The organism is Cupriavidus basilensis, from assembly GCF_008801925.2.
Taxonomy (GTDB): domain Bacteria; phylum Pseudomonadota; class Gammaproteobacteria; order Burkholderiales; family Burkholderiaceae; genus Cupriavidus; species Cupriavidus basilensis.
Genome location: NZ_CP062803.1, coordinates 447,766 through 469,313, shown reverse-complemented (window position 1 = coordinate 469,313; position 21,548 = coordinate 447,766). Strand labels below are relative to the sequence as shown.

The 21,548-nt window shown below is 65.5% G+C and carries 22 protein-coding genes; 5 read left to right on the top strand and 17 right to left on the bottom strand.

All coding sequences use genetic code 11. The features are described 5' to 3' along the window. Window positions 1-14 precede the first annotated feature (14 nt). The 5 genes from F7R26_RS02070 to F7R26_RS02050 all read right to left on the bottom strand — a co-directional run bounded on the left by F7R26_RS02070 (window position 15) and on the right by F7R26_RS02050 (window position 3,608). Window positions 15-1,007 (bottom strand): Bug family tripartite tricarboxylate transporter substrate binding protein, encoded by a 993-nt coding sequence (locus tag F7R26_RS02070; protein WP_150989691.1) that lies wholly within the window; start codon window positions 1,005-1,007, stop codon window positions 15-17. Window positions 1,008-1,014: 7 nt separating this feature from the next. Then, a complete protein-coding gene (locus F7R26_RS02065) occupies window positions 1,015-2,031 on the bottom strand; it encodes an NAD(P)H-dependent glycerol-3-phosphate dehydrogenase (protein ID WP_150989688.1) in 1,017 nt (338 codons plus the stop codon). Between the two features lie 117 nt (window positions 2,032-2,148). Next, entirely contained in the window at window positions 2,149-2,667 is a 519-nt protein-coding gene (gene secB / locus F7R26_RS02060) for a protein-export chaperone SecB (RefSeq protein WP_150989685.1), read from the bottom strand. Window positions 2,668-2,831: 164 nt separating this feature from the next. Further along, window positions 2,832-3,089, bottom strand: coding sequence for a glutaredoxin 3 (grxC, locus tag F7R26_RS02055; RefSeq protein WP_043343338.1), 258 nt, complete (start codon window positions 3,087-3,089; stop codon window positions 2,832-2,834). A gap of 105 nt (window positions 3,090-3,194) precedes the next feature. Then, window positions 3,195-3,608, bottom strand: a complete 414-nt coding sequence (locus F7R26_RS02050; protein WP_150989682.1) for a rhodanese-like domain-containing protein — start codon at window positions 3,606-3,608, stop codon at window positions 3,195-3,197. Window positions 3,609-3,748: 140 nt separating this feature from the next. Here F7R26_RS02050 and gpmA point away from each other — a divergent pair, with 140 nt between their 5' ends. From gpmA to F7R26_RS02035, 3 genes are all read left to right on the top strand, one after another. Beyond that, a complete protein-coding gene (gpmA, locus tag F7R26_RS02045; protein ID WP_150989679.1) occupies window positions 3,749-4,495 on the top strand; it encodes a 2,3-diphosphoglycerate-dependent phosphoglycerate mutase in 747 nt (248 codons plus the stop codon). A gap of 161 nt (window positions 4,496-4,656) precedes the next feature. Beyond that, complete coding sequence (locus F7R26_RS02040; RefSeq protein ID WP_150989674.1) at window positions 4,657-6,246, top strand: S41 family peptidase; 1,590 nt, start codon at window positions 4,657-4,659, stop codon at window positions 6,244-6,246. Between the two features lie 62 nt (window positions 6,247-6,308). Next, window positions 6,309-7,076, top strand: a complete 768-nt coding sequence (locus F7R26_RS02035; protein ID WP_150989671.1) for a HesA/MoeB/ThiF family protein — start codon at window positions 6,309-6,311, stop codon at window positions 7,074-7,076. A gap of 15 nt (window positions 7,077-7,091) precedes the next feature. Here F7R26_RS02035 and mnmH read toward each other — a convergent pair whose 3' ends face one another. From mnmH to F7R26_RS01975, 12 genes are all read right to left on the bottom strand, one after another. Beyond that, complete coding sequence (gene mnmH, locus F7R26_RS02030; protein WP_150989668.1) at window positions 7,092-8,216, bottom strand: tRNA 2-selenouridine(34) synthase MnmH; 1,125 nt, start codon at window positions 8,214-8,216, stop codon at window positions 7,092-7,094. Then, window positions 8,216-9,283, bottom strand: coding sequence for a selenide, water dikinase SelD (selD, locus tag F7R26_RS02025; RefSeq protein ID WP_150989665.1), 1,068 nt, complete (start codon window positions 9,281-9,283; stop codon window positions 8,216-8,218). The genes mnmH and selD overlap by 1 nt, the downstream gene beginning before the upstream one ends. Window positions 9,284-9,546: 263 nt before the next feature. Next, window positions 9,547-10,026 carry a bacterioferritin gene (gene bfr, locus F7R26_RS02020; protein ID WP_006159487.1) on the bottom strand — a complete coding sequence of 160 codons (480 nt, stop codon included), beginning with the start codon at window positions 10,024-10,026 and terminating at the stop codon, window positions 9,547-9,549. A gap of 112 nt (window positions 10,027-10,138) precedes the next feature. Beyond that, window positions 10,139-10,435, bottom strand: a complete 297-nt coding sequence (locus F7R26_RS02015; protein ID WP_150989663.1) for a (2Fe-2S)-binding protein — start codon at window positions 10,433-10,435, stop codon at window positions 10,139-10,141. Window positions 10,436-10,669: 234 nt separating this feature from the next. Continuing rightward, complete coding sequence (gene ptsP, locus F7R26_RS02010) at window positions 10,670-12,445, bottom strand: phosphoenolpyruvate--protein phosphotransferase (protein ID WP_043343319.1); 1,776 nt, start codon at window positions 12,443-12,445, stop codon at window positions 10,670-10,672. 136 nt (window positions 12,446-12,581) lie between these two features. Next, window positions 12,582-12,851 carry an HPr family phosphocarrier protein gene (locus F7R26_RS02005; RefSeq protein ID WP_035861002.1) on the bottom strand — a complete coding sequence of 90 codons (270 nt, stop codon included), beginning with the start codon at window positions 12,849-12,851 and terminating at the stop codon, window positions 12,582-12,584. Continuing rightward, on the bottom strand, window positions 12,820-13,275 hold the full coding sequence (locus F7R26_RS02000; RefSeq protein ID WP_150989660.1) for a PTS sugar transporter subunit IIA: 456 nt from the start codon (window positions 13,273-13,275) through the stop codon (window positions 12,820-12,822). Before F7R26_RS02000 ends, F7R26_RS02005 begins: the two co-directional genes overlap by 32 nt. Before the next feature lie 52 nt (window positions 13,276-13,327). Then, window positions 13,328-14,281 carry a glutathione synthase gene (gene gshB / locus F7R26_RS01995; RefSeq protein WP_150989657.1) on the bottom strand — a complete coding sequence of 318 codons (954 nt, stop codon included), beginning with the start codon at window positions 14,279-14,281 and terminating at the stop codon, window positions 13,328-13,330. 29 nt (window positions 14,282-14,310) lie between these two features. Continuing rightward, window positions 14,311-15,606 carry a glutamate--cysteine ligase gene (gene gshA, locus F7R26_RS01990; protein WP_150989654.1) on the bottom strand — a complete coding sequence of 432 codons (1,296 nt, stop codon included), beginning with the start codon at window positions 15,604-15,606 and terminating at the stop codon, window positions 14,311-14,313. Between the two features lie 498 nt (window positions 15,607-16,104). After that, the gene (gene amt, locus F7R26_RS01985) at window positions 16,105-17,871 is read right to left on the bottom strand and encodes an ammonium transporter (protein WP_193692113.1); all 1,767 of its coding nucleotides are present in this window, start codon (window positions 17,869-17,871) and stop codon (window positions 16,105-16,107) included. A gap of 17 nt (window positions 17,872-17,888) precedes the next feature. Next, complete coding sequence (locus F7R26_RS01980) at window positions 17,889-18,227, bottom strand: P-II family nitrogen regulator (protein ID WP_006159494.1); 339 nt, start codon at window positions 18,225-18,227, stop codon at window positions 17,889-17,891. A 65-nt stretch (window positions 18,228-18,292) separates the two neighbouring features. Further along, complete coding sequence (locus F7R26_RS01975; RefSeq protein WP_150989651.1) at window positions 18,293-19,102, bottom strand: TorF family putative porin; 810 nt, start codon at window positions 19,100-19,102, stop codon at window positions 18,293-18,295. Between the two features lie 378 nt (window positions 19,103-19,480). Between F7R26_RS01975 and F7R26_RS01970 the strand changes: the two genes are divergently transcribed. Further along, window positions 19,481-19,744: an accessory factor UbiK family protein gene (locus F7R26_RS01970; RefSeq protein ID WP_043343307.1), complete on the top strand. Its 264-nt coding sequence runs from the start codon at window positions 19,481-19,483 to the stop codon at window positions 19,742-19,744. 129 nt (window positions 19,745-19,873) lie between these two features. Beyond that, window positions 19,874-21,418, top strand: a complete 1,545-nt coding sequence (locus F7R26_RS01965) for a YifB family Mg chelatase-like AAA ATPase (RefSeq protein ID WP_150989648.1) — start codon at window positions 19,874-19,876, stop codon at window positions 21,416-21,418. Window positions 21,419-21,548 lie beyond the last annotated feature (130 nt).

Below are 21,548 nucleotides of genomic sequence, written 5' to 3'. Positions count from 1 at the left end.
GCCGGCGCACTTCCTTATTCCGGCTGCACGCCCGCAGCGCGGATCACCTTGTCCCAGCGCACCTTCTCGCTCGCCATGGTCTGGCGCAGCGATTGCGGCGCGGTGCCGGCCGGCACGAAATACTGGGCGCGCATCTTGGCGCGCACGTCCTCGCTGCCGATGATGGCCACCAGCTCGCGATAGAGCCGGTCGATCACCGCAGCGGGGGTGCCCGCCGGGGCCAGCACCGCTTGCCATGAGATCGCCTCGAAGCCGGGATAGCCGGATTCCGCCACGGTTGGCACCGCGGGCAGCAGGCTGGTGCGCCCGCTGGTGGTGACCGCGATGATGCGCAGCTTGCCGGCGTTCACCAGCGGCATGGCGATGGCCGGCACCATGAAGCCAGCCTGCACCTGGCCGCCGACCATGGCGGTGGTGATCTGTGCAAACCCCGGATAGGGGATGTGCTGCAGGTCGATGCCGGCGGCCGCCTTGAGCTGCTCCATGGCCAGGTGGGCGGCGCTGCCGTTGCCTACCGACCCATAGTTCAGCACACCCGGCCGGGAACGGGCCAGGGCCACGAACTCCCTCACGTCATGCACCGGCAGGCGGGCATCCACCACCAGCACATTGGGCGAAGTCGCCACCAGAGACACAGGGGCGAGCTGGCGCACCGGGTCGTAGCCGAGATGGCGCGACAAGGTGGGCGCGGTGACCAGCGGCCCATTGATGGTGAGCAGCAAGGTATAGCCGTCGGGGGCGGCCCTGGCCACCATGCCGGTGCCGATATTGCCGCCGGCGCCCGGACGGTTCTCCACCACGACCGCTTGCCCGAGCGCTGCGGCCAGCTTCTCGGTCAACAGGCGCGCGATCAGGTCGGGAGAAGACCCGGCCGGGAACGGCACCACCATGCGGATCGGCTTTACCGGCCAGGGCTGGGCGGATGCGGGCGCAGCCAGCGCGGTGCCAGCCACGCCGGGCATGGCGAAAGCGGCAAGCGCTTTCAGGACACGGCGACGATCTTCCATCGCGCGTTCACTCATCGCGCGCATCGCGCTGGAGCAGCCGCGCCACCGCATCGGCGGCGGGCAGCCCCTCGAAGAGCACGGCACATACTGCGCGCGTGATCGGCATGTCGACGCCCTTGGCCGCGGCCAGCGCCGCCACGGCCTGCGCGCAGCGCACGCCTTCGGCAACGTGGCCAAGCTCGGCCAGAATCTGCGCCAGCGTCTTGCCCTGCGACAGTTGCTGGCCGACCTTGCGATTGCGCGAGAGGTCTCCCGTGGCGGTCAGGATCAGGTCGCCCATACCGGCCAGGCCCATGAAGGTTTCGACGCGCCCTCCCAATGCCATGCCGAGCCGGGTCATCTCGGCCAGGCCGCGCGTCACCAGCGCGGCGCGCGCGTTCAGTCCAAGGCCCAGGCCATCGCTGGCGCCAGTGGCAATCGCCAGCACGTTCTTGACTGCGCCCCCCACCTCGGCGCCGACCAGGTCATCGCTGCCGTAGATGCGCATGGCATGGTGATGGAAAGCCTGCTGAGCCAGTTCGGACAGCGCCGGCGAAGTGCCCGCCACGGTCAGCGCGCAGGGCAGGCCCAGCGCCACTTCCCGTGCAAAGCTGGGGCCGGTCAGCACGCCGTAGCTGGTATCGGCGAGACGGCCGGCGGCGGTGAGCTCTTCCCGTACCATCTGGTGCGGCAACGCATTGGTGCCGGCTTCGAAGCCCTTGCACAGCCAGAGCATGCGCAAGCCCCCGGCCTGGCTCGCAGCCAGCCTGCGCGTCATTTCACGCAGGCCCGAGACCGGCGTAGCGACGATCACCAGGCCATCGGGTTCGACATCGGCATGCGCCGCGGCCCGCGCGAAATCCGGTTCCACCACGAGCCGCCCGGACAGCGGCACGCCGGGCAGGTAGGCAGCATTGACGCGGTCGGCGCCAATAGCGGCCAGTTGGGCGGCATCACGCCCCCACAACACCACATCGTGGGCCGCGGCGGCATGGCTGGCGAGCGCGGTGCCCCAGGCACCTGCACCGAAGACAGTGATTTTCATGGCGGTTTGCCTCGCTTGTTCGGCCTCGAAGCCTTAAGCCTTGCGCGCCACGAATGACGCGAACCGGAAAGACAAAACGGGGCCGAAGCCCCGTCTTTGCGACATCCTGCAGCAGGATCAGTGACGAGCCTGGCTGCCGTCGGGCATCACGATGCCGCTGTTGCCACCTTGCGCAGCTTCCGCTTCTTCCATCGCGGCCTGCAGGCGCTGTTCGTACAGGGCCTGGAAGTTGATTTCCGACAGATGAATGGCCTGGAAGCCGGCGCGGGTGATCACGTCGGCGATATTGCTACGCAGGTACGGGTAGAGAATGGTCGGGCAGGCAATGCCCAGCAGCGGGTCGAGCTGCTCCACCGGCACGTTGCGGATATCGAAGATGCCGGCCTGGTGGGCTTCCACCAGGAAGGCAACCTTGTCCTGCACCTTGGTGGTCACGGTACCGGTCACCACGACCTCGAAGATGCCATCCTGGAGCTGCGAGGCACCCACGTTCACCTGCACTTCCACGGCCGGCGCTTCGGTCTCGAGGAAGATGCCGGGCGAATTCGGCTGCTCGAGCGACATGTCCTTCAGGTACACGCGCTGGATGTTGAAGAACGGCTGGTCTTCCTGCTGATTGTTCTGCTGGTCGCTCATGAAAGGCTTCCGGAAAAAATGGGCGTTGGGGGCCAGGCGTGCGGGACATTGGCACCCTGGGCGGAATTGGCCCAGGGTCACGGCCCGGGTCGGCACCCGGTTGGAAAACGTATATGGTACATGACGCGGGTGGCGAATTCACCCGCGGCGAGGCAGGCGGCGCTTCAGGCGGCCAGCAACGGCACCAGTCCACCCTGGCGATCGAGCGCCGAGAGGTCGTCGAAGCCACCGACATGGGTCTCGTCGATGTAGATCTGCGGCACGGTGCGGCGACCGGTGCGGCTCATCATTTCCTCGCGCTTGCCGGGCTCGCGGTCAATCAGGATCTTCTCGATCGCCTCCACGCCCTTGGCCTTCAGAAGGCGCTCGGCCATCTGGCAATATGGACAAACTACCGTGCTGTACATTACAACGCGGGCCATGCGCATCTCCTTGAAAAACGGAATCCGGAATTTGGTCGGGTGCTCGCAAGCCGGGACAGCGGCGGCAACGAAGGACGTGCCCCCGGCGCCGCTTGCCTGCGCCGCTTACTTGACGACGGGCAGACCGGCTTGCTGCCAGGCGGCAAGGCCACCTTCGAGCGAATAGATCTCACTGTAACCGGCTTCCTTCAGGGCTGCTTGGCCCTTGCCCGAACGCTGGCCGGTCTGGCACACGACGATGATGGGGACGGACTTGTCCTTTGCAAGGCTGGCGGCACGGCTTGCCAGGTCCGAAAGTGGCGCACTCTTGGCTTGCGGCAGGTGGCCCTTGGCGTATTCGGTGGCCTCCCGGATATCCACGACCACGGCATTGCGCTTGTTGATCAGCTGGGTAGCGGCGGCCGGATTGACGGTCTTGCCGGAGGTTCCGCGCGAGATGGCGGGCCACGCCAGCAGGCCGCCCGACACGACGGCGAGGGCGATCAAGGCAAGGTTGTTGTAGTCGGCGAAGAAATTCACGTTGGCATTCCGGTGGGTTGAGTCGGCGGCATTATAAAATAGACGGTTTGGCGCCCGCGACCCGCTATTGTCTCCTAGTTGACACATGTGCGGCGGTATGTGGCAGGGCGCACACAGGTTTCTCACGCTTTGGAAGCAGCATGTACAAACTCGTTCTCATCCGCCACGGCGAATCCACGTGGAATCTCGAAAACCGCTTCACTGGCTGGGTCGACGTCGACCTCACCGACACCGGCGTGGCCCAGGCCAAGCTGGGCGGCAAGCTGCTGCGCGAGGCAGGGCTGGCCTTCGATGTAGCCTACACCTCGGTGTTGAAGCGTGCCATCCGCACGCTGTGGCACGTGCAGGACGAAATGGACCTGATGTGGATTCCGGTCCGGAACGAATGGCGCCTGAACGAACGCCACTATGGTTCGCTGTCCGGCCTGAACAAGGCCGAGACCGCCGCCAAGTTCGGCAACGAGCAGGTGCTGGTATGGCGCCGCAGCTACGACACCCCGCCGCCGGCACTCGAAGCGGACGATCCGCGTGCGGCTTACGACGATCCGCGCTACGCTCAAGTGCCGCGCGAGCAGATTCCGCTGACCGAATGCCTGAAGGACACGGTCGAGCGCGTGCTGCCGCTATGGAACGAATCCATCGCCCCCGACATCAAAGCGGGGAAGCGCGTGGTAATTGCCGCCCATGGCAACAGCATCCGCGCGCTGGTGAAATACCTGGACCAGATCTCGGATGACGACATCGTTGGCATCAACATCCCCAATGGCACCCCGCTCGTGTACGAGCTGGACGCCGACCTGCGCCCGCTGCGTCATTACTACCTGGGCGACCAGGAAGCCATCGCAGCCTCCCTGGCCGCCGTGGCGAACCAAGGCAAGGCAAACTGAGGCCCAGGCCGGGCAAGCGCCGCGAGGCTCGCCCGGCCGCCTCAGGCAGTGGACCAGGCCTTTTTTGCTGCTCCCTCTTATACTGTCGGACAAATCCGGCCGGTGCGATGCGCCAGGCCGGCTCCGACACAGCACAATCCTCACACGTTCAGGCAGCCCTCATGCGTAAGACGCTCAAGAACATCAGTCTTGTTACTGCCGGACTCGTTGCCGGCGTGCTCGCCACGCTGCAACTATCGGCCACGGCGCAGAATTCGCCGGGACCGCTGCCGCTGGAGCAGTTGCGCTTGATGGCCGACATCTTCGGCCAGATCAAGCGCGAATATGTTGAGCCGGTGGATGACAAGAAGCTGCTGACCGAAGCCATCAAAGGCATGGTCGCCAGCCTGGATCCGCATTCGGCCTATCTGGACGAGAAGGACTTCAAGGAACTGCAGGAAGGCACGCGCGGACGCTTCGCCGGCCTGGGGATCGAAATCTCGCAGGAAGAAGGGCTGGTCAAGGTGATCAACCCGATCGAAGACACCCCCGCCTTCCGCGCCGGCATCCAGCCCGGCGACCTGATCACCCGCATCGACGACAAGCCCGTGCGCGGCCTGCCGCTGGAGCAGGCAGTCAAGCGCATGCGCGGCGAGCCGGGAACCAAGGTCACGCTGACCATCTATCGCAAGAGCGACGAACGCACCTTCCCGGTGTCGATCACGCGTGCGGAGATCCGCGTGCAGTCGGTCAAGGCCAAGCTGATCGACAATGACCGCCTCGCCTGGGTGCGCCTGACCAGCTTCCAGGAACGCACGGTGGCCGACCTGGGCAAGAAACTGGACGAACTGGCCCAGAAGAACCCCAACCTGAAGGGCGTGATCCTGGACCTGCGCAACAACGGCGGCGGCGTGCTGCAAGGCGCGGTCGGCGTGGCGGCGGCCTTCCTGCCCGACGACGTGACCGTGGTCTCGACCAATGGCCAGGTGCCAGATGCCAAGCGCGTCTACAAGACCACGTTCAGCAACTACCGGCTGTCCTCGCTCGAGGACGATCCGCTCAAGGACCTGCCGGCGCTGTATAAAAAGATCCCGATGGTGGTGTTGACCAACGCCTACTCGGCGTCGGCCTCCGAAATCGTTGCCGGCGCGCTGCAAGACCACAAGCGCGCTCTGATCATGGGTAAGACCACGTTCGGCAAGGGCTCCGTGCAGACCGTGCGCCCGCTCACCAACGACACCGGCATCAAGCTGACCATCGCGTACTACTACACGCCGACGGGCAAGTCGATCCAGGCCAAGGGCATCCGCCCGGACATCCCGGTCGACCAGAACCCGGAAGGCGATCCTGACGACGCGCTGATCACCCGCGAGATCGACACCGAGCGCCACCTGCACAACAAGCAGGAATCGGAAGAGCCCGAGATGAACGAGCGCGAACAGCGCCGCGTCGAGGAACTGCGCCGCCTCGAGGAAGAAAACGCCAAGAAGACGCCGGAAGAGCGCGACAAGGAACGCAAGAAGAAGCCGATCGAGTTCGGCTCGGCCGAGGACTTCATGCTGCAGCAAGCCATCGCCCAGCTCGAAGGCCAGCCGGTCAAGCGCTCCAAGTCCAAGCTCGAAGCCGCGGCCACGTCGGACAAGCCGTCCAAGTCTGCGGCAACCAAGGCGGCTACCCCGGCCAAGCCGGCCACCAAGGCACCGGCCGGGGCGCAGCCGGCCAGCACCCCGATCGGAACGCCGCTGGGCACACCGACCGGCAAGGCTCCCTGAAATCCTGATGAAGAACAGCGGCCCTGCGGGGCCGCTTTTGCATTGCACGGCATGAACGACGCATGAACGACGATCAACTGCTGCGCTATTCGCGGCATATCCTGCTCGACGAACTCGGCATCGAGGGCCAGAGCCGGTTGCTCGCCAGCCACGCGCTGGTGATTGGCGCGGGCGGCCTGGGCGCTGCCGCCCTGCCCTACCTGGCCTCGGCCGGCGTGGGCACGATCACCGTGGTCGACGACGACGTGGTCGACCTGACCAACCTGCAGCGCCAGGTGATCCACACCACCGCCAATGTCGGACGCCCGAAGGTGGAATCGGCGCGGGAGGGCATGCTGCGCATCAACCCGGGCATCGACGTGCGCCTGGTCCAAGCGCGCGTGGGCGCCGCAGAGTTAGCGCGCCTGGTGGCCGACGCCGACGTGGTGCTCGATTGCTGCGACAACTTCGACACGCGCCAGGCCGTCAACCGCGCCTGCGTGCAGCACAGCGTGCCCCTGGTGTCCGGCGCGGCCCTGCGCTTCGACGGGCAGATCAGCGTGTTCGACCACCGCCAGCCGGGCGCGCCCTGCTATGCCTGCCTGTTCCCGCCCTCGCAGCCGGCACAGGAAGTGGCATGCGCCACCATGGGCGTGTTCGCGCCGCTGGTGGGAATGGTGGGCACGGTGCAGTCGGCCGAGGCCCTCAAGCTGCTGATGGGCGTCGGCACCACCCTGGCCGGCCGCCTGTTGATGGTCGATGCGCTTGGCATGGAATGGACCACGATGCGCCTCGCGCGCGTGGCCGATTGCGAAGTCTGCGGTGGTGCGCACGCGCAAGCCGCCCCCTAGGCGGCCTGCGCGCGTTCAGGCGCGGGTGCGCTCACGCAGGAAAGCCAGCACCGCGGCGCGCTCGCCGCGGAACACGATCCTGGCCTCGCGCTGTTCGCGCTGGTAGGCGTACATCGGGTCGTAGTATTGCTGCAGCAGCAAGGCGATCCAGCCCAGATGCAGGTCGGTCTCGCCTGTTTCCTCCTGGCGCGCCAGCGCTTGGTCCAGCAAGTCCGAGAGCCGCTCGTAGCGCGTGCCGCCGAGCCGCTTGGCAATGGCTGCCATGGCATCGCGCAGGCGCGCCGCGTAAGCGGCGAAACCCGCCTGCGCACCCAGTGCCGCCATGAATTCCGCCGACAAGCCAAGCACGTAGTCTTCCAGCACGCGGTGCACGCGCGCCTCGAAGGATTCCTCGAGCCAGACCAGCGGCGCTACCTGAATCGCCTGGTAGAAGGCCTGCGGCAGGTTGCGCGCGCCGATGAAGCGCCCCTCGTCCTCGACCACCAGCGCCGGCAGCCCGGCCGCGCGATGGCGCAGCAGCGAAATCGCCAGGCCGTTCTCGAAATCGATCTGCGTGGGCTGCGCCACCGTGCGCCGGCCAAAGCTGGACCCGCGGTGGCGAGCCTGGCCCTCCAGGTCGATGGCGGCGTCCCGGCTGCCGCTCGGGCCCGTGACCAGGTCGGCGATCAGCTCGGTCTTGCCGCTCCCCGTCATGCCGCCCAGCACCAGCAGGCTGCATTCGGCGGCGGCCGCATCCAGGGTCTCGATCAGGAAGCTGCGCATCGCCTTGTAGCCGCCCGTCACACGCGGATATGCAATGCCGGCATCCTCTCGCAGCCATTGCTGCACGATCTGCGAGCGCAGGCCGCCGCGGAAGCAATACAGGTAGCCGTCGGGATGCGCCCGCGCAAAGGCCGCCCAGCCCGCGGTTCGCGCCGCGCGGATTTCGCCGGTCACCAACTGGTGGCCCAGCGCGAGCGCGGCCTGCGGCCCTTGCTCCTCATAGCACAAGCCAACCTGGTGCCGCTCGGCATCGTCCATCAGCGGCAGGTTGACTGCACCCGGAAACGCGCCGCGCGCGAACTCCACCGGCGCGCGCGCATCGAGCAACGGCACGCCGGACAGAAAGATCTGGCGAAAGTCGGCCGTATCCTCGCGCATCAGATCACCTCGACGGCGTACCGGCCCTGCTCGACGAACTCGCCGACCGGCGCCAGTGCCAGGCCAAACTCCGCGCAGGCAGCATGGAAACCGGCCTCGCCGGCGGGCTCGACCGCCACCAGCAAGCCGCCGCTGGTCTGCGGATCGCACAGCAAGGCGCGCTGCACCTCGCTCAACGCGCCGCCCTGGTTGTCGATCCCGGCGCCGATCCGCGCGCCGTAGCTATCGAAATTGCGCTGTGTGCCGCCGGGCACGCAACCGGCCTCGACGTAGCGCAGCACTTCCGGCAGCAACGGCACGGCGGCGTGGTCAAGACGCGCTGTGAGGCGGCTGCCGTCCGCCATCTCGACAAGGTGCCCGAGCAGGCCAAAGCCGGTCACATCTGTCATGGCCCGCACGCCGGCCAGCTTGCCGAAGCGGCTGCCGGGACGATTGAGCACGCACATCCAGTCGCGCGCCAGGTGGATATCCTCGGTGTGCAGCTTGCCCTGCTTCTCGGCGGTGGTCAGCACGCCGATGCCCAGCGGCTTGGTCAGGTACAGACGGCAGCCGGCGGTCGCCGTGTCGTTGCGTTTCAGGTGCGCGCGGTCAACCACGCCAGTCACTGCAAGCCCGAAAATGGGCTCCGGCGCATCGATGGAGTGCCCGCCGGCAAGCGGGATGCCCGCTTCCTCGCAGGCACGGCGCCCACCCGCCACCACTTCGCGCGCCACCTCGGGAGGCAGCAGCTTGACCGGCCAGCCGAGGATGGCGATGGCCAGCAAGGGATCGCCCCCCATTGCATAGATGTCGCTGATGGCGTTGGTGGCAGCGATGCGTCCGAAATCGAACGGGTCATCCACGATCGGCATGAAGAAATCGGTGGTGGAGACCACGCCACGGCCCTCCTCCAGCCCATCCAATGCATAAACCGCCGCATCGTCGCGCGAGGCATTGCCGACCCACAGGCGCGGATCAAGATGCTGGTTGCCGCTGCCGGCAAGGATCACGTCAAGCACCTGCGGCGAAATCTTGCATCCGCAGCCGGCACCATGGCTGTACTGCGTCAGGCGGATCGGGTCTGCCATGATGCTGGCTCCTGTCGTTTGGTTTGGCGTGGTGTGTTGCGTTGTGCGATGCCGATTCGGCTCCCTCCTCCGCAGCATAGGCGGCCCGCGCTCAAGCTGGCGCGAGCACCGGTCCTGGCAAGGGCGACGCCGCCGGGGGGAAGAATGGGAATCTGAATGATAAGGGTTACCGCCTGGATACGGGCGGAACCGGCAGCACCGAATGGCGCCGCGCGGTTGCGGCCACTGGGTTCTAGCGAACTCGCGGCCGGCTGCTGGGCGGCTTATTGCTCGCCCGGCTCCATCTGCGATTGCAGATAGTTCGGCAGGCCAACCTTGTCGATCAGGTCGAGCTGCGTCTCGAGGAATTCGATGTGCTCTTCGGTATCGGTCAGGATCTCGACCAGGATCTCGCGGCTGACGTAGTCGCCCACCGATTCGCAATACGTAATGCCTTCCTTGACGGTGGCATGTGCGCCTTGCTCCAGCTTCAGGTCGCACTTGAGCATTTCCGGGGTGTCTTCGCCCAGCAGCAGCTTGTTGAGGTCCTGCAGATTGGGCAGACCGTCAAGCATCAGGATGCGGTCAATCAGGCGATCGGCATGCTTCATCTCGCCAATGGATTCCTTGTACTCGATATCGCCGAGCTTCTTCAGGCCCCAGTGGCGGTACATGCGAGCGTGCAGGAAGTATTGGTTGATCGCGGTCAGCTCGTTCTTCAGCTGCGCGTTCAGATGCTGGATGACCTTCTTGTCACCTTTCATTGGAGGCTCCTTGTTGCAACGGACCCCCGCAAAAACGCGAAGCGGCGCAAGACGCGCCGCAGGCAGTCAAAACAAGCGAACACGCGCCGCAACCTGATAGTTACGGGCGAATTTAAGCAACCAGCTCAGTGCGCTGGTCGTTCGCGACTGCCGGGTCCCGAGTGTCCATTATGGCACGTGGGCCCGACGACGAACAGGAAGAAATGGGCACGACCTGGATGGTGGAGACCTTGACGCTGCGTACCGCCGCGACACCTTCACACAGCACCTGTTGGGCGCATTCGCGGCAGCGGCCACAGCAGGTGCCGACACCTAGCGTTTCAGCCAGCTCGTCGAGCGTGGACACCCCTAGATGCACAGCACCATGAATTTCTCGGTCGGTAACCTGATTGCAGATGCAAACGTACACAAATCCCTCCTTGGGAGAGGGGTGACACCGGCATGTCACCCGCGATGTACGTCAGAATATCAGAGATCGAAAATGATAACAATTCCCATTAAGCCACAAAGGGCACATGCCAAGAACGCGGCACTTAGCCCGGGGATTGCAGAGACAGGGAACATCACAACCGACAGAAAGGTGCCCCAAAAACCATCTGCGTGGCGTTGGATTTTCGTAAAAACCTTAAGGGAATCAGGGTTGTCAGAGCAGTTTCAACGCGCAAGCCAGTTCCTCCGGCTCGTAAGCGCTCAGCACCTGCTCCACCAGCCGCTCCAGCCGCTCGCAATCGGCATGCAGGACTTCCTGCTTGACCCGCAGCAATTGCGAGGGATGCATCGAGAACTCGCGCAGCCCCATGCCCAGCAGCAGGCGGGTCATGGCGGGGTCCCCAGCCATCTCGCCGCATACCGCCACCGGCACGCCGGCGCGGTTGGCCTCGCGGATGGTGCGGGCGATCAGTTGCAGCACCGCCGGGTGCAGCGGGTCGTAGAGATGCGCTACGGCATTGTCGGCACGGTCGATGGCCAGCGTGTACTGGATCAGGTCGTTGGTGCCGATGGAGAGAAAATCCATGCGCCGCAGGAACAGCGGCAGCATCAACACGGCGGCCGGGATCTCGATCATCGCCCCGACCTTGATGTTGGGGTCGAACGCCTGGCCGCGCGCATCGAGCTGGCGCTTGGCCTGCGCGATCAGGTCCAGGGTCTGGTCGATCTCGCGGGCATGCGCGAGCATCGGGATCAGGAGCCGCACCGGGCCAAAGGCCGAGGCACGCAGCAGCGCGCGCAACTGGGTCAGGAACATGGCCGGCTCGGACAGCGACCAGCGGATCGCGCGCAAGCCCAGCGCCGGATTGAGGGCCGTCTCGAAATCGTCGCCGCGGCCATCCCGGCCGTCGCGGCCATCCAGTGGCTTGTCGGCGCCGATGTCGATCGTGCGGATCGTGACGGGCAGTCCGTGCATGGCGTCCACCGCGCCGCGGTACGCCTCGAATTGCTCCTCCTCGTCGGGCAACTCGCCGCGCCGGTTCATGAACAGGAATTCGGAGCGGAACAGGCCCACGCCAACCGCACCCGCGGTCAGCGCCGCGGTGGCATCTTCCGCCATCTCGATGTTCGCCAGCAGGTCGATCTCAAGCCCGTCCAGCGTCACCGCAGGCGTATGGCGCAGGCGCTGCAGGCGCTTCTTTTCCAGCGCGCGCTCGCTCTGCCGGTGGCGGTACTCCTCGAGGATGATCGCGGACGGATCCACGATGACCAGGCCCGCATCGCCGTCGATGATGACCCAATCGTCCTGGCGGATCAGCTCACTGGCGCTCTGCACGCCTACGGCGGCGGGGATGTCGAGGCTGCGTGCCACGATGGCGGTATGGGAAGTACGTCCGCCAAGGTCGGTCACAAAGCCGTGGAACACGGTGTGGCGGAACTGCAGCATGTCGGCCGGCGAGATGTCGTGGGCGACCACGATCACGCCGGGCGCGGGCTCGCCGTCAGGAGCCAGGGAGGAAGGCGGCACCGGGGCCGGAGCCAGCACGGCCGCGCCGGCCAGCACCTTGAGGATGCGCTCGACCACCTGGCGGATGTCCGCCTTGCGTTCGCGCAGGTATTCGTCCTCGATTTCGTCGAACTGGCGCATCAGCTCTTCGAGCCGCGTGGTCAGCGCCCATTCGGCGTTGTAGCGCCGGTTGCGGATCAGCGCTTCGGGCTCACGCGCCAGCGCCTCGTCATCGAGGATCATGGCATGCACGTCGAGGAAGGCGCCCAGTTCTTCCGGCGCCTCGCGCGGCAGATCCCGCTTGAGCGTGACCAGCTCGGCCCGCACCGCCGCGCGCGCCGAACGCAGGCGCTCGACCTCGGCATCAAGCCGGTCTTCGTCGACCAGGTAATGGGAGACATCAAGCGCGGCAGGCGCCAGCAAATGCGCGCGCCCGATGGCGACGCCGCGCGAAACCGGGATGCCGTGCAGGGCAAATGGCATGTACCGCTCCGTCAGGAACGTTAAAAAATCTGGCCAGGGCCAGCCACCTTGGAAACGGCTTCAGGATGCGGCAAGGCGGCCCCGGCCAGGCCCGCCGCGGCGCTCGGGGCCGCCGCCTTTATCCCATACCGGCCTCCTACTCCCCTTCGCCGAAGCGATTGGCGATGAGCGCCAGCAACGCGTCCATGGCCTCTTGCTCATCGGGCCCGTCGGTCTCGATGGTCACGGTGGAGCCGATGCCGGCGGCCAGCATCATCACACCCATGATGCTTTTGGCGTCAACCTGCCGACCATTGCGCGACATCTTGACCTGACTGACGAAGTTGCCCGCCAGTTGCGTCAACTTGGCGGAAGCACGAGCATGCAGCCCAAGCTTATTGATTATGTTGGTGTCCCTCTGCAGCATATTTGTCGGGATGATTTGCGATTTGGTTCTGGACGGTGGTGGAGCCTACCTGCAGCACACCCTGCGAGCCCCCCGCCAGTGCCTTGAGGGCGAGCTGGTCGAGTTTCTCGGCACGGTAGCAGATGGCCCGCACCAGCATGGGAAGGTTGACGCCGGCAAGCACCTTGACGCGGCCCGGCTCGGCGAGGCGCGCGGCAATGTTGGCCGGCGTGGCGCCAAAGATATCGGTCAACACCAGCGCGCCGTTGTCTTCGCAGACTTCGGCCAGGCGGCGCCGGGCCTCGGCCAGCACGGCGGCGGGCTCCGCATCCGGCATGACGTCGATCGCCTCGAGCCGTTGGGGCTGGCCGCAATAGACGTGGGCGGCGCACTCGCGCAATGCCGAAGCCAGCGGGGCGTGCGCGATGATCAGGATGCCTGCCATGTTGGTGAATCCGTTGGATTGACGCGATTGTAGCAGGCAGCCCGCCCGTGATTCAGCGCGAACGCGCCTGTACAGCGTGCTCGAGGGCGTCGATGAACATGGCAGCCACCTGGAACCCGGTCTGCTGCGTGATTTCCTGGAAGCACGTCGGGCTGGTCACATTGACCTCGGTCAGGTAGTCGCCGATCACGTCCAGCCCGACCAGCAGCAGGCCTTGTTCCCACAGGCCCGGGGCCAGCGCCTCGGCGATCTCGCGATCGCGCGCCGAGAGCTCCTGGGCGCGGCCGGTGCCGCCCGCAGCCAGGTTGCCGCGCACTTCGCCGTCCTTGGGAATACGCGCCAGCGAGTACGGCACGGGCACGCCGCCGATCAGCAGGATGCGCTTGTCACCGTCCTTGATCTCGGGAATATAACGTTGCACCATCAGCGTGCGCGCACCGTTTTCCCCCAGCGTCTCGATGATGGCGCCAAGATTCAGCCCATCCGCGCCAACCCGGAAGATGCCCATCCCGCCCATGCCATCAAGCGGCTTGAGAATCACATCACGATGCTCCGCGTGGAACGCGCGAATCCGATCCTCGTCACGGGTGACCAGGGTCGGCGTGATGTATTCGGGAAAGCGGGCAATCGCCAGCTTTTCGGAGTGGTCGCGGATCGCCTGCGGCTTGTTGAACACATTGGCGCCCTGCGACTCGGCCAGCTCCAGCAGCCAGGTGCTGGTCACATACTCCATGTCGAAGGGCGGATCCTTGCGCATCACGATCGCATCGAAGCCGGTCAGTGGCTGCAGGCAGGGCTCGCCCGCGCGGTACCAGTCATGGGCATCGCCCGTTAGTTGCAGCGGGCGCACCACCGCCTCGACCTGATGGGCCGAAAGCGACAGTTGCGACTGCAGGCAGGCGAACAACTCATGGCCACGCTCGACCGCCTCGACCATCATGGCGTAGGTCGAGTCCTTGTAGGTCTTGAAGGTGTCCAGCGGGTCGGTAATAAACAGAATGCGCATGTTGGCTCGTCCCGGTCGCAGCGTTTGTCTCAGAGAATCGGATTGGGGTCGGTCTTCTCGAGTTCCAGCGACGCCGCCAGCAAAGCCAGCCGCGCCACCACACCATACATATAGAAGCGGTTCGGCACGGCCGCGCCCGGTTTGGCATGGCTGTCCGGAATGCCGTTGGGCGCGAACGCCAGCGGCACGAAATGCGCGCCCGGCGCGTTCAGGTTCTCGTCGTTGCCGCGGCCGGTATGCACGCGGTAGAAGCCACCGACCACATAGCGGTCGATCATGTACACCACCGGCTCGGCCACCGCCTCGTTGACCTTCTCGAAGGTGTGCACGCCTTCCTGGATGATGACGTCGTTGACCTCAAGGCCTTCCTTGACGACGCTCATCTTGTTGCGTTCCTTGCGGTTCAGCCCCTTGATCTCGGACGGATCCTTGATGGTCATGATGCCCATGCCATAGGTGCCGGCATCGGCCTTGACCACGACATACGGCGTTTCCTTGATGCCGTACTCGCGGTACTTCTTGGCGATCTTCTTGAGCACGCCTTCGACCGCGTCGGCCAGCGCCTCCTCGCCAATGCGCTCATGGAAATCGATGCCCCCGCACTTGGCGAAGTACGGGTTGACCATCCACGGATCGATGTCGATCAGCTTGGCGAACTTCTTGGCAACCTCGTCGTAGGCCGAGAAATGGCTCGACTTGCGGCGCGTGGACCAGCCCGCGTGCAGCGGCGGCAGCAGGTATTGCTCGTTGATGTTCTCCAGGATCGGGGGAATGCCGGCGGAGAGATCGTTGTTGAGCAGGATCGAGCAGGGATCGAAGTCCTTCAGCCCCAGGCGGCGGCCACGCGCGCCAAGGCGGGCCAGCGGCTCCACCACCAGCGTCTGGCCATCGGGAAGCTCGATCGGCGTGGGTTCGGTGATGTCTTCGGACAGCGAGCCCAGGCGGACGTTGAGGCCGGCCTGGCGCATGATCAGCGACAGCCGCGCCACGTTCTGCAGGTAGAACATGTTGCGGGTGTGGCGCTCGGGGATCAGCAGCAGGTTCTTGGCGTCGGGGCAGATCTTCTCGATCGCCGCCATCGCCGCCTGGACTGCCAGCGGCAGCATTTCAGGCGCCAGGTTGTTGAACCCGCCCGGGAACAGGTTGGTATCGACCGGGGCCAGCTTGAAGCCAGCGTTGCGCAGGTCGACCGAACAGTAGAACGGAGGCGTATGTTCCTGCCATTCCAGCCTGAACCAGCGCTCGATGGACGGCGTCGCATCCAGGATCTTTTTTTCCAGCTCGAGCAGCGGACCGTTCAGCGCGGTGATGAGATGCGGGACCATAAACATCCTATTGATCGTCTTTATCGTTCGCCCAGATTGTAGAGGAACGGCCAATTGGCTGCTGGCGCCGCCTGAATAAGCATATGCGAGCGCCGGCATAAGGGATAAGGGATACGGATATGGGGATGGGGGCCCGGAATAAAAGGGGGAGGCCCTAAGAGGAATCCGAAGCACTTCCGGGTGGCCTGCCAGCAAGGCCGGGAGGCAAAAAAAAAAGCGCGACCGGAGCCGCGCTTTCAAATGGCCTGACAGATACGGGGAGCGTTCTGCAGGTGGAGGAAACTGCCTCCATGGCACTGTATGTGCGCCCCCCCTCAAAAACAATTGAAGCTTTTTAAGATCGGATTTAAGCACTTTGCGAAAAAGCCGCCGGCACCGCCTTGCGCCTGGCCCGGCCGCCCGCGGCGGACGCCTGAAATGAAAAAAGCCCGGCACAAGGCCGGGCGAAACTCCTGAGAGAAGATTCCCAATCAGCTCTCCAGCACAACACCTTTACGATCAGGCCTCATACGCGGTCTCGCCGTGCGAGGTGATGTCCAGGCCCTCGCGTTCTTCTTCTTCCGGCACCCGCAGGCCGATCAGCATATCCACCAGCTTGAAGGCCACGAAGGCCACCACACCCGACCACACGATGGTGGTGAGCACGCCTTCGAACTGGATCCACACCTGGCCCACGATCGAATAGTCGTCCGAGACCTTGTTGGCCACGTAGTCATAGATACCCGTGCCGCCCAGGCTCGGCGCGGCGAACACGCCGGTCAGCAGCGCACCCAGGATGCCGCCCACGCCGTGCACGCCGAAGACGTCGAGCGAGTCGTCCATGCCCAGCAGCTTCTTCAGGCCGGTTACGCCCCACAGGCACAGCAGACCGGCGGCGATGCCGATCACGATCGAGCCCATCGGGCCGACGAAGCCGGCCGCCGGGGTGATGGCCACCAGGCCAGCCACTGCGCCCGAAGCGCCGCCCAGCATCGAGGGCTTGCCCTTGCTGATCCATTCGCCAAAGGTCCAGGACAGCACGGCGGCGCAGGTCGCCAGCAGGGTGTTGACGAAGGCCAGTGCGGCCGAGCCGTTGGCTTCCAGCGCCGAGCCGGCGTTGAAGCCGAACCAGCCGAACCACAGCAGCGAAGCGCCCACCATGGTGAAGGTCAGGCTGTGCGGACGCAGGGCCTCGCGGCCAAAGCCGATCCGCTTGCCGAACATGAAGGCACCCACCAGGCCAGCCACGGCTGCGTTGATGTGCACCACGGTGCCGCCAGCGAAGTCGAGCGCGCCCTTCTGGAACAGCCAGCCGCCCTTGGCCGTAGCTGCCGCGCCGGCTGCCGCGTCGGTGTACAGGTCAGGACCAGGCCAGAACCAGACCATGTGGGCCATCGGGATGTACGAGAAGGTGAACCACAGCACCACGAAGACCAGCACCGCCGAGAACTTGGCGCGTTCGGCGAAAGCGCCGATGATCAGGCCGCAGGTAATCGCTGCGAAGGCGCACTGGAAGGCGAAGTAAGCCAGTTCCGGTACCACCACGCCCTTGGAGAAGGTGGCAGCCACGGCATCGGCATTGAGCCCCTTCATGAAGAGCCGGTCGGTGCCGCCAAAGAAGGCGTTACCCTCGGTGAAGGCGAAGCTGTAGCCATAGATGGCCCACAGCAGCGACACCAGCGAGAAGATCACCAGGCACTGCATCAGCACCGACAGCATGTTCTTCGAGCGGACCAGGCCGCCGTAGAACAGCGCCAGGCCAGGCAGCGTCATCAGGATCACGAAGGCCGTAGAGACCAGCAGCCAGGCGGTATCGCCCTTGTTGGGCACCGGTGCGGGCGCGGGCGCTGCCGCGGCGGCGGCGGGAGCGGCGGCGGCGGCCGCTGCGGGCGCTACCGCCACGAGCGAGATCTCCACCACGCGCGCTGCCTCGGCGTTGCCGACCTTTTCGACCTCATCGGGCTTCTTCATCACGATGGCGTCGTCAGGCACGCCAGCGGCCTTGAGCGCGGCAGCCACTGCCAGGGCGCGCTGCTTGGCCAGCTCGGCATTGGCTGCCGCGTCGCCGGTGGTATCGGTAAAGCCCGACACCTGGACCTTGGCGCCCGCGTTCGCCTTGACGAACTCTGCCACCTTGGCGGCCGCCGCGGCGCCGTCCGCGGGCAATTCGGCCTTGCCCAATTCAAAACTCAGCTTGGCGCCAGGGAAATCGGCTGCGCGGGCCAGGCCGCAAATGCTGAACAGCAGCGCGAACGCCACCAGAAAGCGTCTCATGAAGTTTGTCATTTGTTTTTTCTCCTCGCTCACAGCGCGTCGCCGCCGGTCTCGCCCGTGCGGATGCGGATGACCTGCTCGATCGGTGCGACAAAAATCTTGCCGTCGCCAATCTTGCCGGTGCGCGCCGATTTCTCGATCGCCTCGATGGCCCGGTCGACCACGTCGTCCGGGACGGCCACTTCGATCTTCACCTTGGGCAGGAAATCCACGATGTACTCCGCGCCCCGGTACAGCTCGGTATGGCCCTTCTGGCGGCCGAAGCCCTTGACTTCAGTCACGGTGATGCCGGACACGCCCACGTCCGAGAGCGCTTCGCGCACCTCGTCGAGCTTGAACGGCTTGATGACGGCGATGATCAGTTTCATCCGATTTCTCCTCTGAGCGGGACGGCCCGGCCTCGCGTCCGGCGCCCGCTCGACCTGATGCGTGTTTAGAAAGTCTTGGTGATCGAAGCCCAGGCGGTAGCCTTGCCGACGTAGCGGCCCGGTACATTGGTATAGGCCGATTTGTGCGCATTGGTGTCGATATAAGCGATCGCCAGCGCGAAGCCCTTGCCCAGGTCCTTGGTCAGCCCGAGCTTCCAGTCGGTGTAGGAGGCGCTGTTCACGTGCTTCACGTTCTGGTAGCCGACGTGGGCATTGAGCGTCAGGTCCCAGAAGTTCAGCGGCACATTGGCCGACAGGTCGGCGTAGTAGCTGTACTTGCTGTCAGCGAAGCCGAACAGGTTGGTCAGCGCCTGCGAGTACTTGAAGAACACCGGGCCAGCGCCGGCGCCGACATACAGCTCCGTGGTGTACGGGCGGGTGAAGCCGTTCGGGTAGTCGCCCGGGTAGTAGTACTGCAGCACGCCTGCGTCATAGTTCCACTCCAGGCCGGCCAGCGTCACCGTGTTCTTGAAGCCGCCATAGAAGTCCATCTCGATCGGTGCCGAGACTTTCGGATTGCTGTCGCCGAGCCAGCTGATGCTCGAGTTCCAGTTACCCACGTAGAAGCCGCTCGAATGCGAGTAGTCGAACCCGCCCTGGATGGCCGGGCGGCGGTTGGTCTGCATCAAGCCGCGATAGCGATACTCACTGGCCAGGGTCACGTTGGCGGTGAAGGTGTGCGGCGAGGCCTCGGCGGCGGCAGTGGCGTCGGTAGGTGCACCGCCCTCCTGCGCATTGCTCTGGGCGAAGGCGGCGGGGGCGAGCCCGCAAAGCACAACTGCACTGGCGCTGACTGCAAGGGCCAACTTCTTCATGGGTTTGTTCTCCTTTTCCTCTGGCTCGGTACTCGTGTGTTTGAAAGTAGTTTGTAAAACGAGGCTCCTGTCTCCATTACTGCAACTGCCGTGCCAGGATGGAACCGTGGCAAGAGAAAGTCATTTTGTGCGCAAAGAGACATCAAAATGGACGAGGCCGACTGTCTCCCAGCGAACTTACTGACGTTAAAAGGTGTTACCAGCCCGCGCTGGCGCTTTCCCGGGGACGCTTGAAGCGTGATAATCGGCCCATGCCGGCGGCAAGTGCCGTGCACGCACCGCGTTTGCCCGCACCCTGTTTCGGTGCACCGCGATGCAGCATGCCGAATGCCGCCCACCCAGTTATACGCACCAGGACGGTGCAAAAGGAGAACCAGTATGAAACCCACCGATCTCTTCAACGATTTCCAGGCCAAGATCAGCGAAGCCCTGCGCAATTCGCCGGCCAAGGACATCGAAAAAAACGTTCGCAGCATGATGACGCAGGGGTTTTCCAAGCTCGACCTGGTCACCCGCGAGGAATTCGACGTCCAGTCGCAGGTGCTGGCGCGCACCCGCGCGCGCCTGGAGGAACTGGAAGCCCGCGTGCAGGCGCTAGAAAGCCGCTCGGCAGGCGGCTCCGACACGCCTGTTTCGGGCTGAAACCCTTGCCGCGTCCCGAGCTTGCCCCAGGCGTCCGATGACCCCGGGCGCAGCCCTCGACCGCCAGAATGGCCGCCGTGTTCCGGCGGCCATTTTCGTTAACACTTCCTTGATGCTTTTCGGAGTGAGATGAGCCTCGCCCTCCTGCGTAGCCGGGCGCTGACCGGACTCGAGGCACCGCTGGTGTCGGTCGAGGTGCACCTGGCCAACGGCCTGCCCGCCTTCAATATCGTCGGGTTGGCCGATACCGAAGTGCGCGAGAGCCGCGAGCGGGTACGCGCGGCGATCCTCAACAGCCAGCTCGAGTTTCCCAGCCGGCGCATCACGGTGAATCTGGCGCCGGCCGACCTGCCCAAGGAGTCCGGGCGCTTCGACCTGCCGATCGCGCTTGGCATCCTGGCCGCAAGCGGGCAAGTCCCGCTGGATGGCCTGGATGCCAGCGAATTCGCCGGCGAGCTGTCGCTGTCTGGCGAATTGCGCCCCGTGCGCGGAGCACTGGCCATGGCCATGGGCCTGGGGCGCGACAACGCGGCACGGCAAGCCGCCGGCGAAGGCCCGCCGCGCAGCTTCGTGGTGGCGGCGGAAAACGCGCCCGAGGCGGCCCTGATCGACGGCGTCACAGTCTATGCGGCGCGCTCCCTGCTGGAAGTCTGTGCTCACCTTGGCCCCCTGCCCGCGGACCGCCTGGCGCGCGCGCAGCCGCTGGTGGAGATCGCGGAAGGCGACCCGGCCGGCCCGGACATGCGTGACGTGCGGGGCCAGGCGCAAGCGCGCCGCGCCATGGAGATCGCGGCGGCGGGCCAGCATTCGGCACTGCTCGTCGGTCCGCCCGGCACCGGCAAGTCCATGCTGGCGCAACGCTTTGCCGGCCTGTTGCCACCCATGACCCTGGACGAAGCGCTGGAATCCGCCGCGGTGCAGAGCCTGACCGCCGCCGGCTTCCATCCCGCCCGCTGGCGTGAGCGGCCCTACCGCTCGCCGCACCACACCGCGTCGGCGGCTGCGCTGGTGGGCGGTGGCAGCAATCCCCGGCCAGGCGAGATCTCGCTGGCCCACCAAGGTGTGCTGTTCCTGGACGAGTTGCCTGAATTTGACCGCAAGGTGCTGGAAGTGCTGCGCGAACCCCTGGAATCCGGCCGCGTCACCATCTCGCGCGCCATGCGGCAAGCCGACTTCCCGGCGCGCTTCCAGTTCATCGCCGCGATGAACCCCTGCCCATGCGGTTATCAGGGGCACCCTTCCCGTCCTTGCCGTTGCACGCCGGACCAGGTGCTGCGCTACCAGTCCAGGCTATCGGGACCGTTGCTCGACCGGATCGACCTGCAGGTGGAAGTGCCGGCGCAGGATCATCAGGAGATGTTCGACGGCCCGCCCGGAGAGCCCAGCGCCGACGTGCGCCAGCGCGTGCTGGCCGCCCGGGCCGTTCAGCAGGCCCGGCAGGGCAAGCCCAATGCCGCGCTGTCCGGTCGCGAGATCGACGAGCACTGCCCGCTTACGCCAGAGGCGCAGGCATTGCTGCGCGGCGCCATGGCCAAGCTGGCCTGGTCGGCGCGCGCCTATTTCCGCGTATTGAAGATCGCCCGCACCATTGCCGACCTGGCGGGCGCCGAGCCATTGCAGCCGAGCCATGTGGGCGAGGCTATCCAGTACCGGCGCGCCTTGCGCACACCGTAGCCATTCACGCCCGGCGCGGCGGCACGGCCACAGGAGGCTCCGACGGCGGCGGAGGCTCCTCGATCGGCGGAAGGTCGGGCGGCACGCCCGGCGGCAGTGGATCTTCGACCGGCGGCACGGTGTGGACCGG

Bases quoted from the DNA above. Each gene is read 5' to 3' on its own strand.
- F7R26_RS02070 (WP_150989691.1), bottom strand. From the start codon at position 1,007: ATGGAAGATCGTCGCCGTGTCCTGAAAGCGCTTGCCGCTTTCGCCATG.
- F7R26_RS02065 (WP_150989688.1), bottom strand. From the start codon at position 2,031: ATGAAAATCACTGTCTTCGGTGCAGGTGCCTGGGGCACCGCGCTCGCC.
- secB (WP_150989685.1), bottom strand. From the start codon at position 2,667: ATGAGCGACCAGCAGAACAATCAGCAGGAAGACCAGCCGTTCTTCAAC.
- grxC (WP_043343338.1), bottom strand. From the start codon at position 3,089: ATGGCCCGCGTTGTAATGTACAGCACGGTAGTTTGTCCATATTGCCAG.
- gpmA (WP_150989679.1), top strand. From the start codon at position 3,749: ATGTACAAACTCGTTCTCATCCGCCACGGCGAATCCACGTGGAATCTC.
- F7R26_RS02040 (WP_150989674.1), top strand. From the start codon at position 4,657: ATGCGTAAGACGCTCAAGAACATCAGTCTTGTTACTGCCGGACTCGTT.
- F7R26_RS02035 (WP_150989671.1), top strand. From the start codon at position 6,309: ATGAACGACGATCAACTGCTGCGCTATTCGCGGCATATCCTGCTCGAC.
- mnmH (WP_150989668.1), bottom strand. From the start codon at position 8,216: ATGCGCGAGGATACGGCCGACTTTCGCCAGATCTTTCTGTCCGGCGTG.
- selD (WP_150989665.1), bottom strand. From the start codon at position 9,283: ATGGCAGACCCGATCCGCCTGACGCAGTACAGCCATGGTGCCGGCTGC.
- bfr (WP_006159487.1), bottom strand. From the start codon at position 10,026: ATGAAAGGTGACAAGAAGGTCATCCAGCATCTGAACGCGCAGCTGAAG.
- ptsP (WP_043343319.1), bottom strand. From the start codon at position 12,445: ATGCCATTTGCCCTGCACGGCATCCCGGTTTCGCGCGGCGTCGCCATC.
- F7R26_RS02005 (WP_035861002.1), bottom strand. From the start codon at position 12,851: ATGCTGCAGAGGGACACCAACATAATCAATAAGCTTGGGCTGCATGCT.
- F7R26_RS02000 (WP_150989660.1), bottom strand. From the start codon at position 13,275: ATGGCAGGCATCCTGATCATCGCGCACGCCCCGCTGGCTTCGGCATTG.
- gshB (WP_150989657.1), bottom strand. From the start codon at position 14,281: ATGCGCATTCTGTTTATTACCGACCCGCTGGACACCTTCAAGACCTAC.
- gshA (WP_150989654.1), bottom strand. From the start codon at position 15,606: ATGGTCCCGCATCTCATCACCGCGCTGAACGGTCCGCTGCTCGAGCTG.
- amt (WP_193692113.1), bottom strand. From the start codon at position 17,871: ATGACAAACTTCATGAGACGCTTTCTGGTGGCGTTCGCGCTGCTGTTC.
- F7R26_RS01980 (WP_006159494.1), bottom strand. From the start codon at position 18,227: ATGAAACTGATCATCGCCGTCATCAAGCCGTTCAAGCTCGACGAGGTG.
- F7R26_RS01975 (WP_150989651.1), bottom strand. From the start codon at position 19,102: ATGAAGAAGTTGGCCCTTGCAGTCAGCGCCAGTGCAGTTGTGCTTTGC.
- F7R26_RS01970 (WP_043343307.1), top strand. From the start codon at position 19,481: ATGAAACCCACCGATCTCTTCAACGATTTCCAGGCCAAGATCAGCGAA.
- F7R26_RS01965 (WP_150989648.1), top strand. From the start codon at position 19,874: ATGAGCCTCGCCCTCCTGCGTAGCCGGGCGCTGACCGGACTCGAGGCA.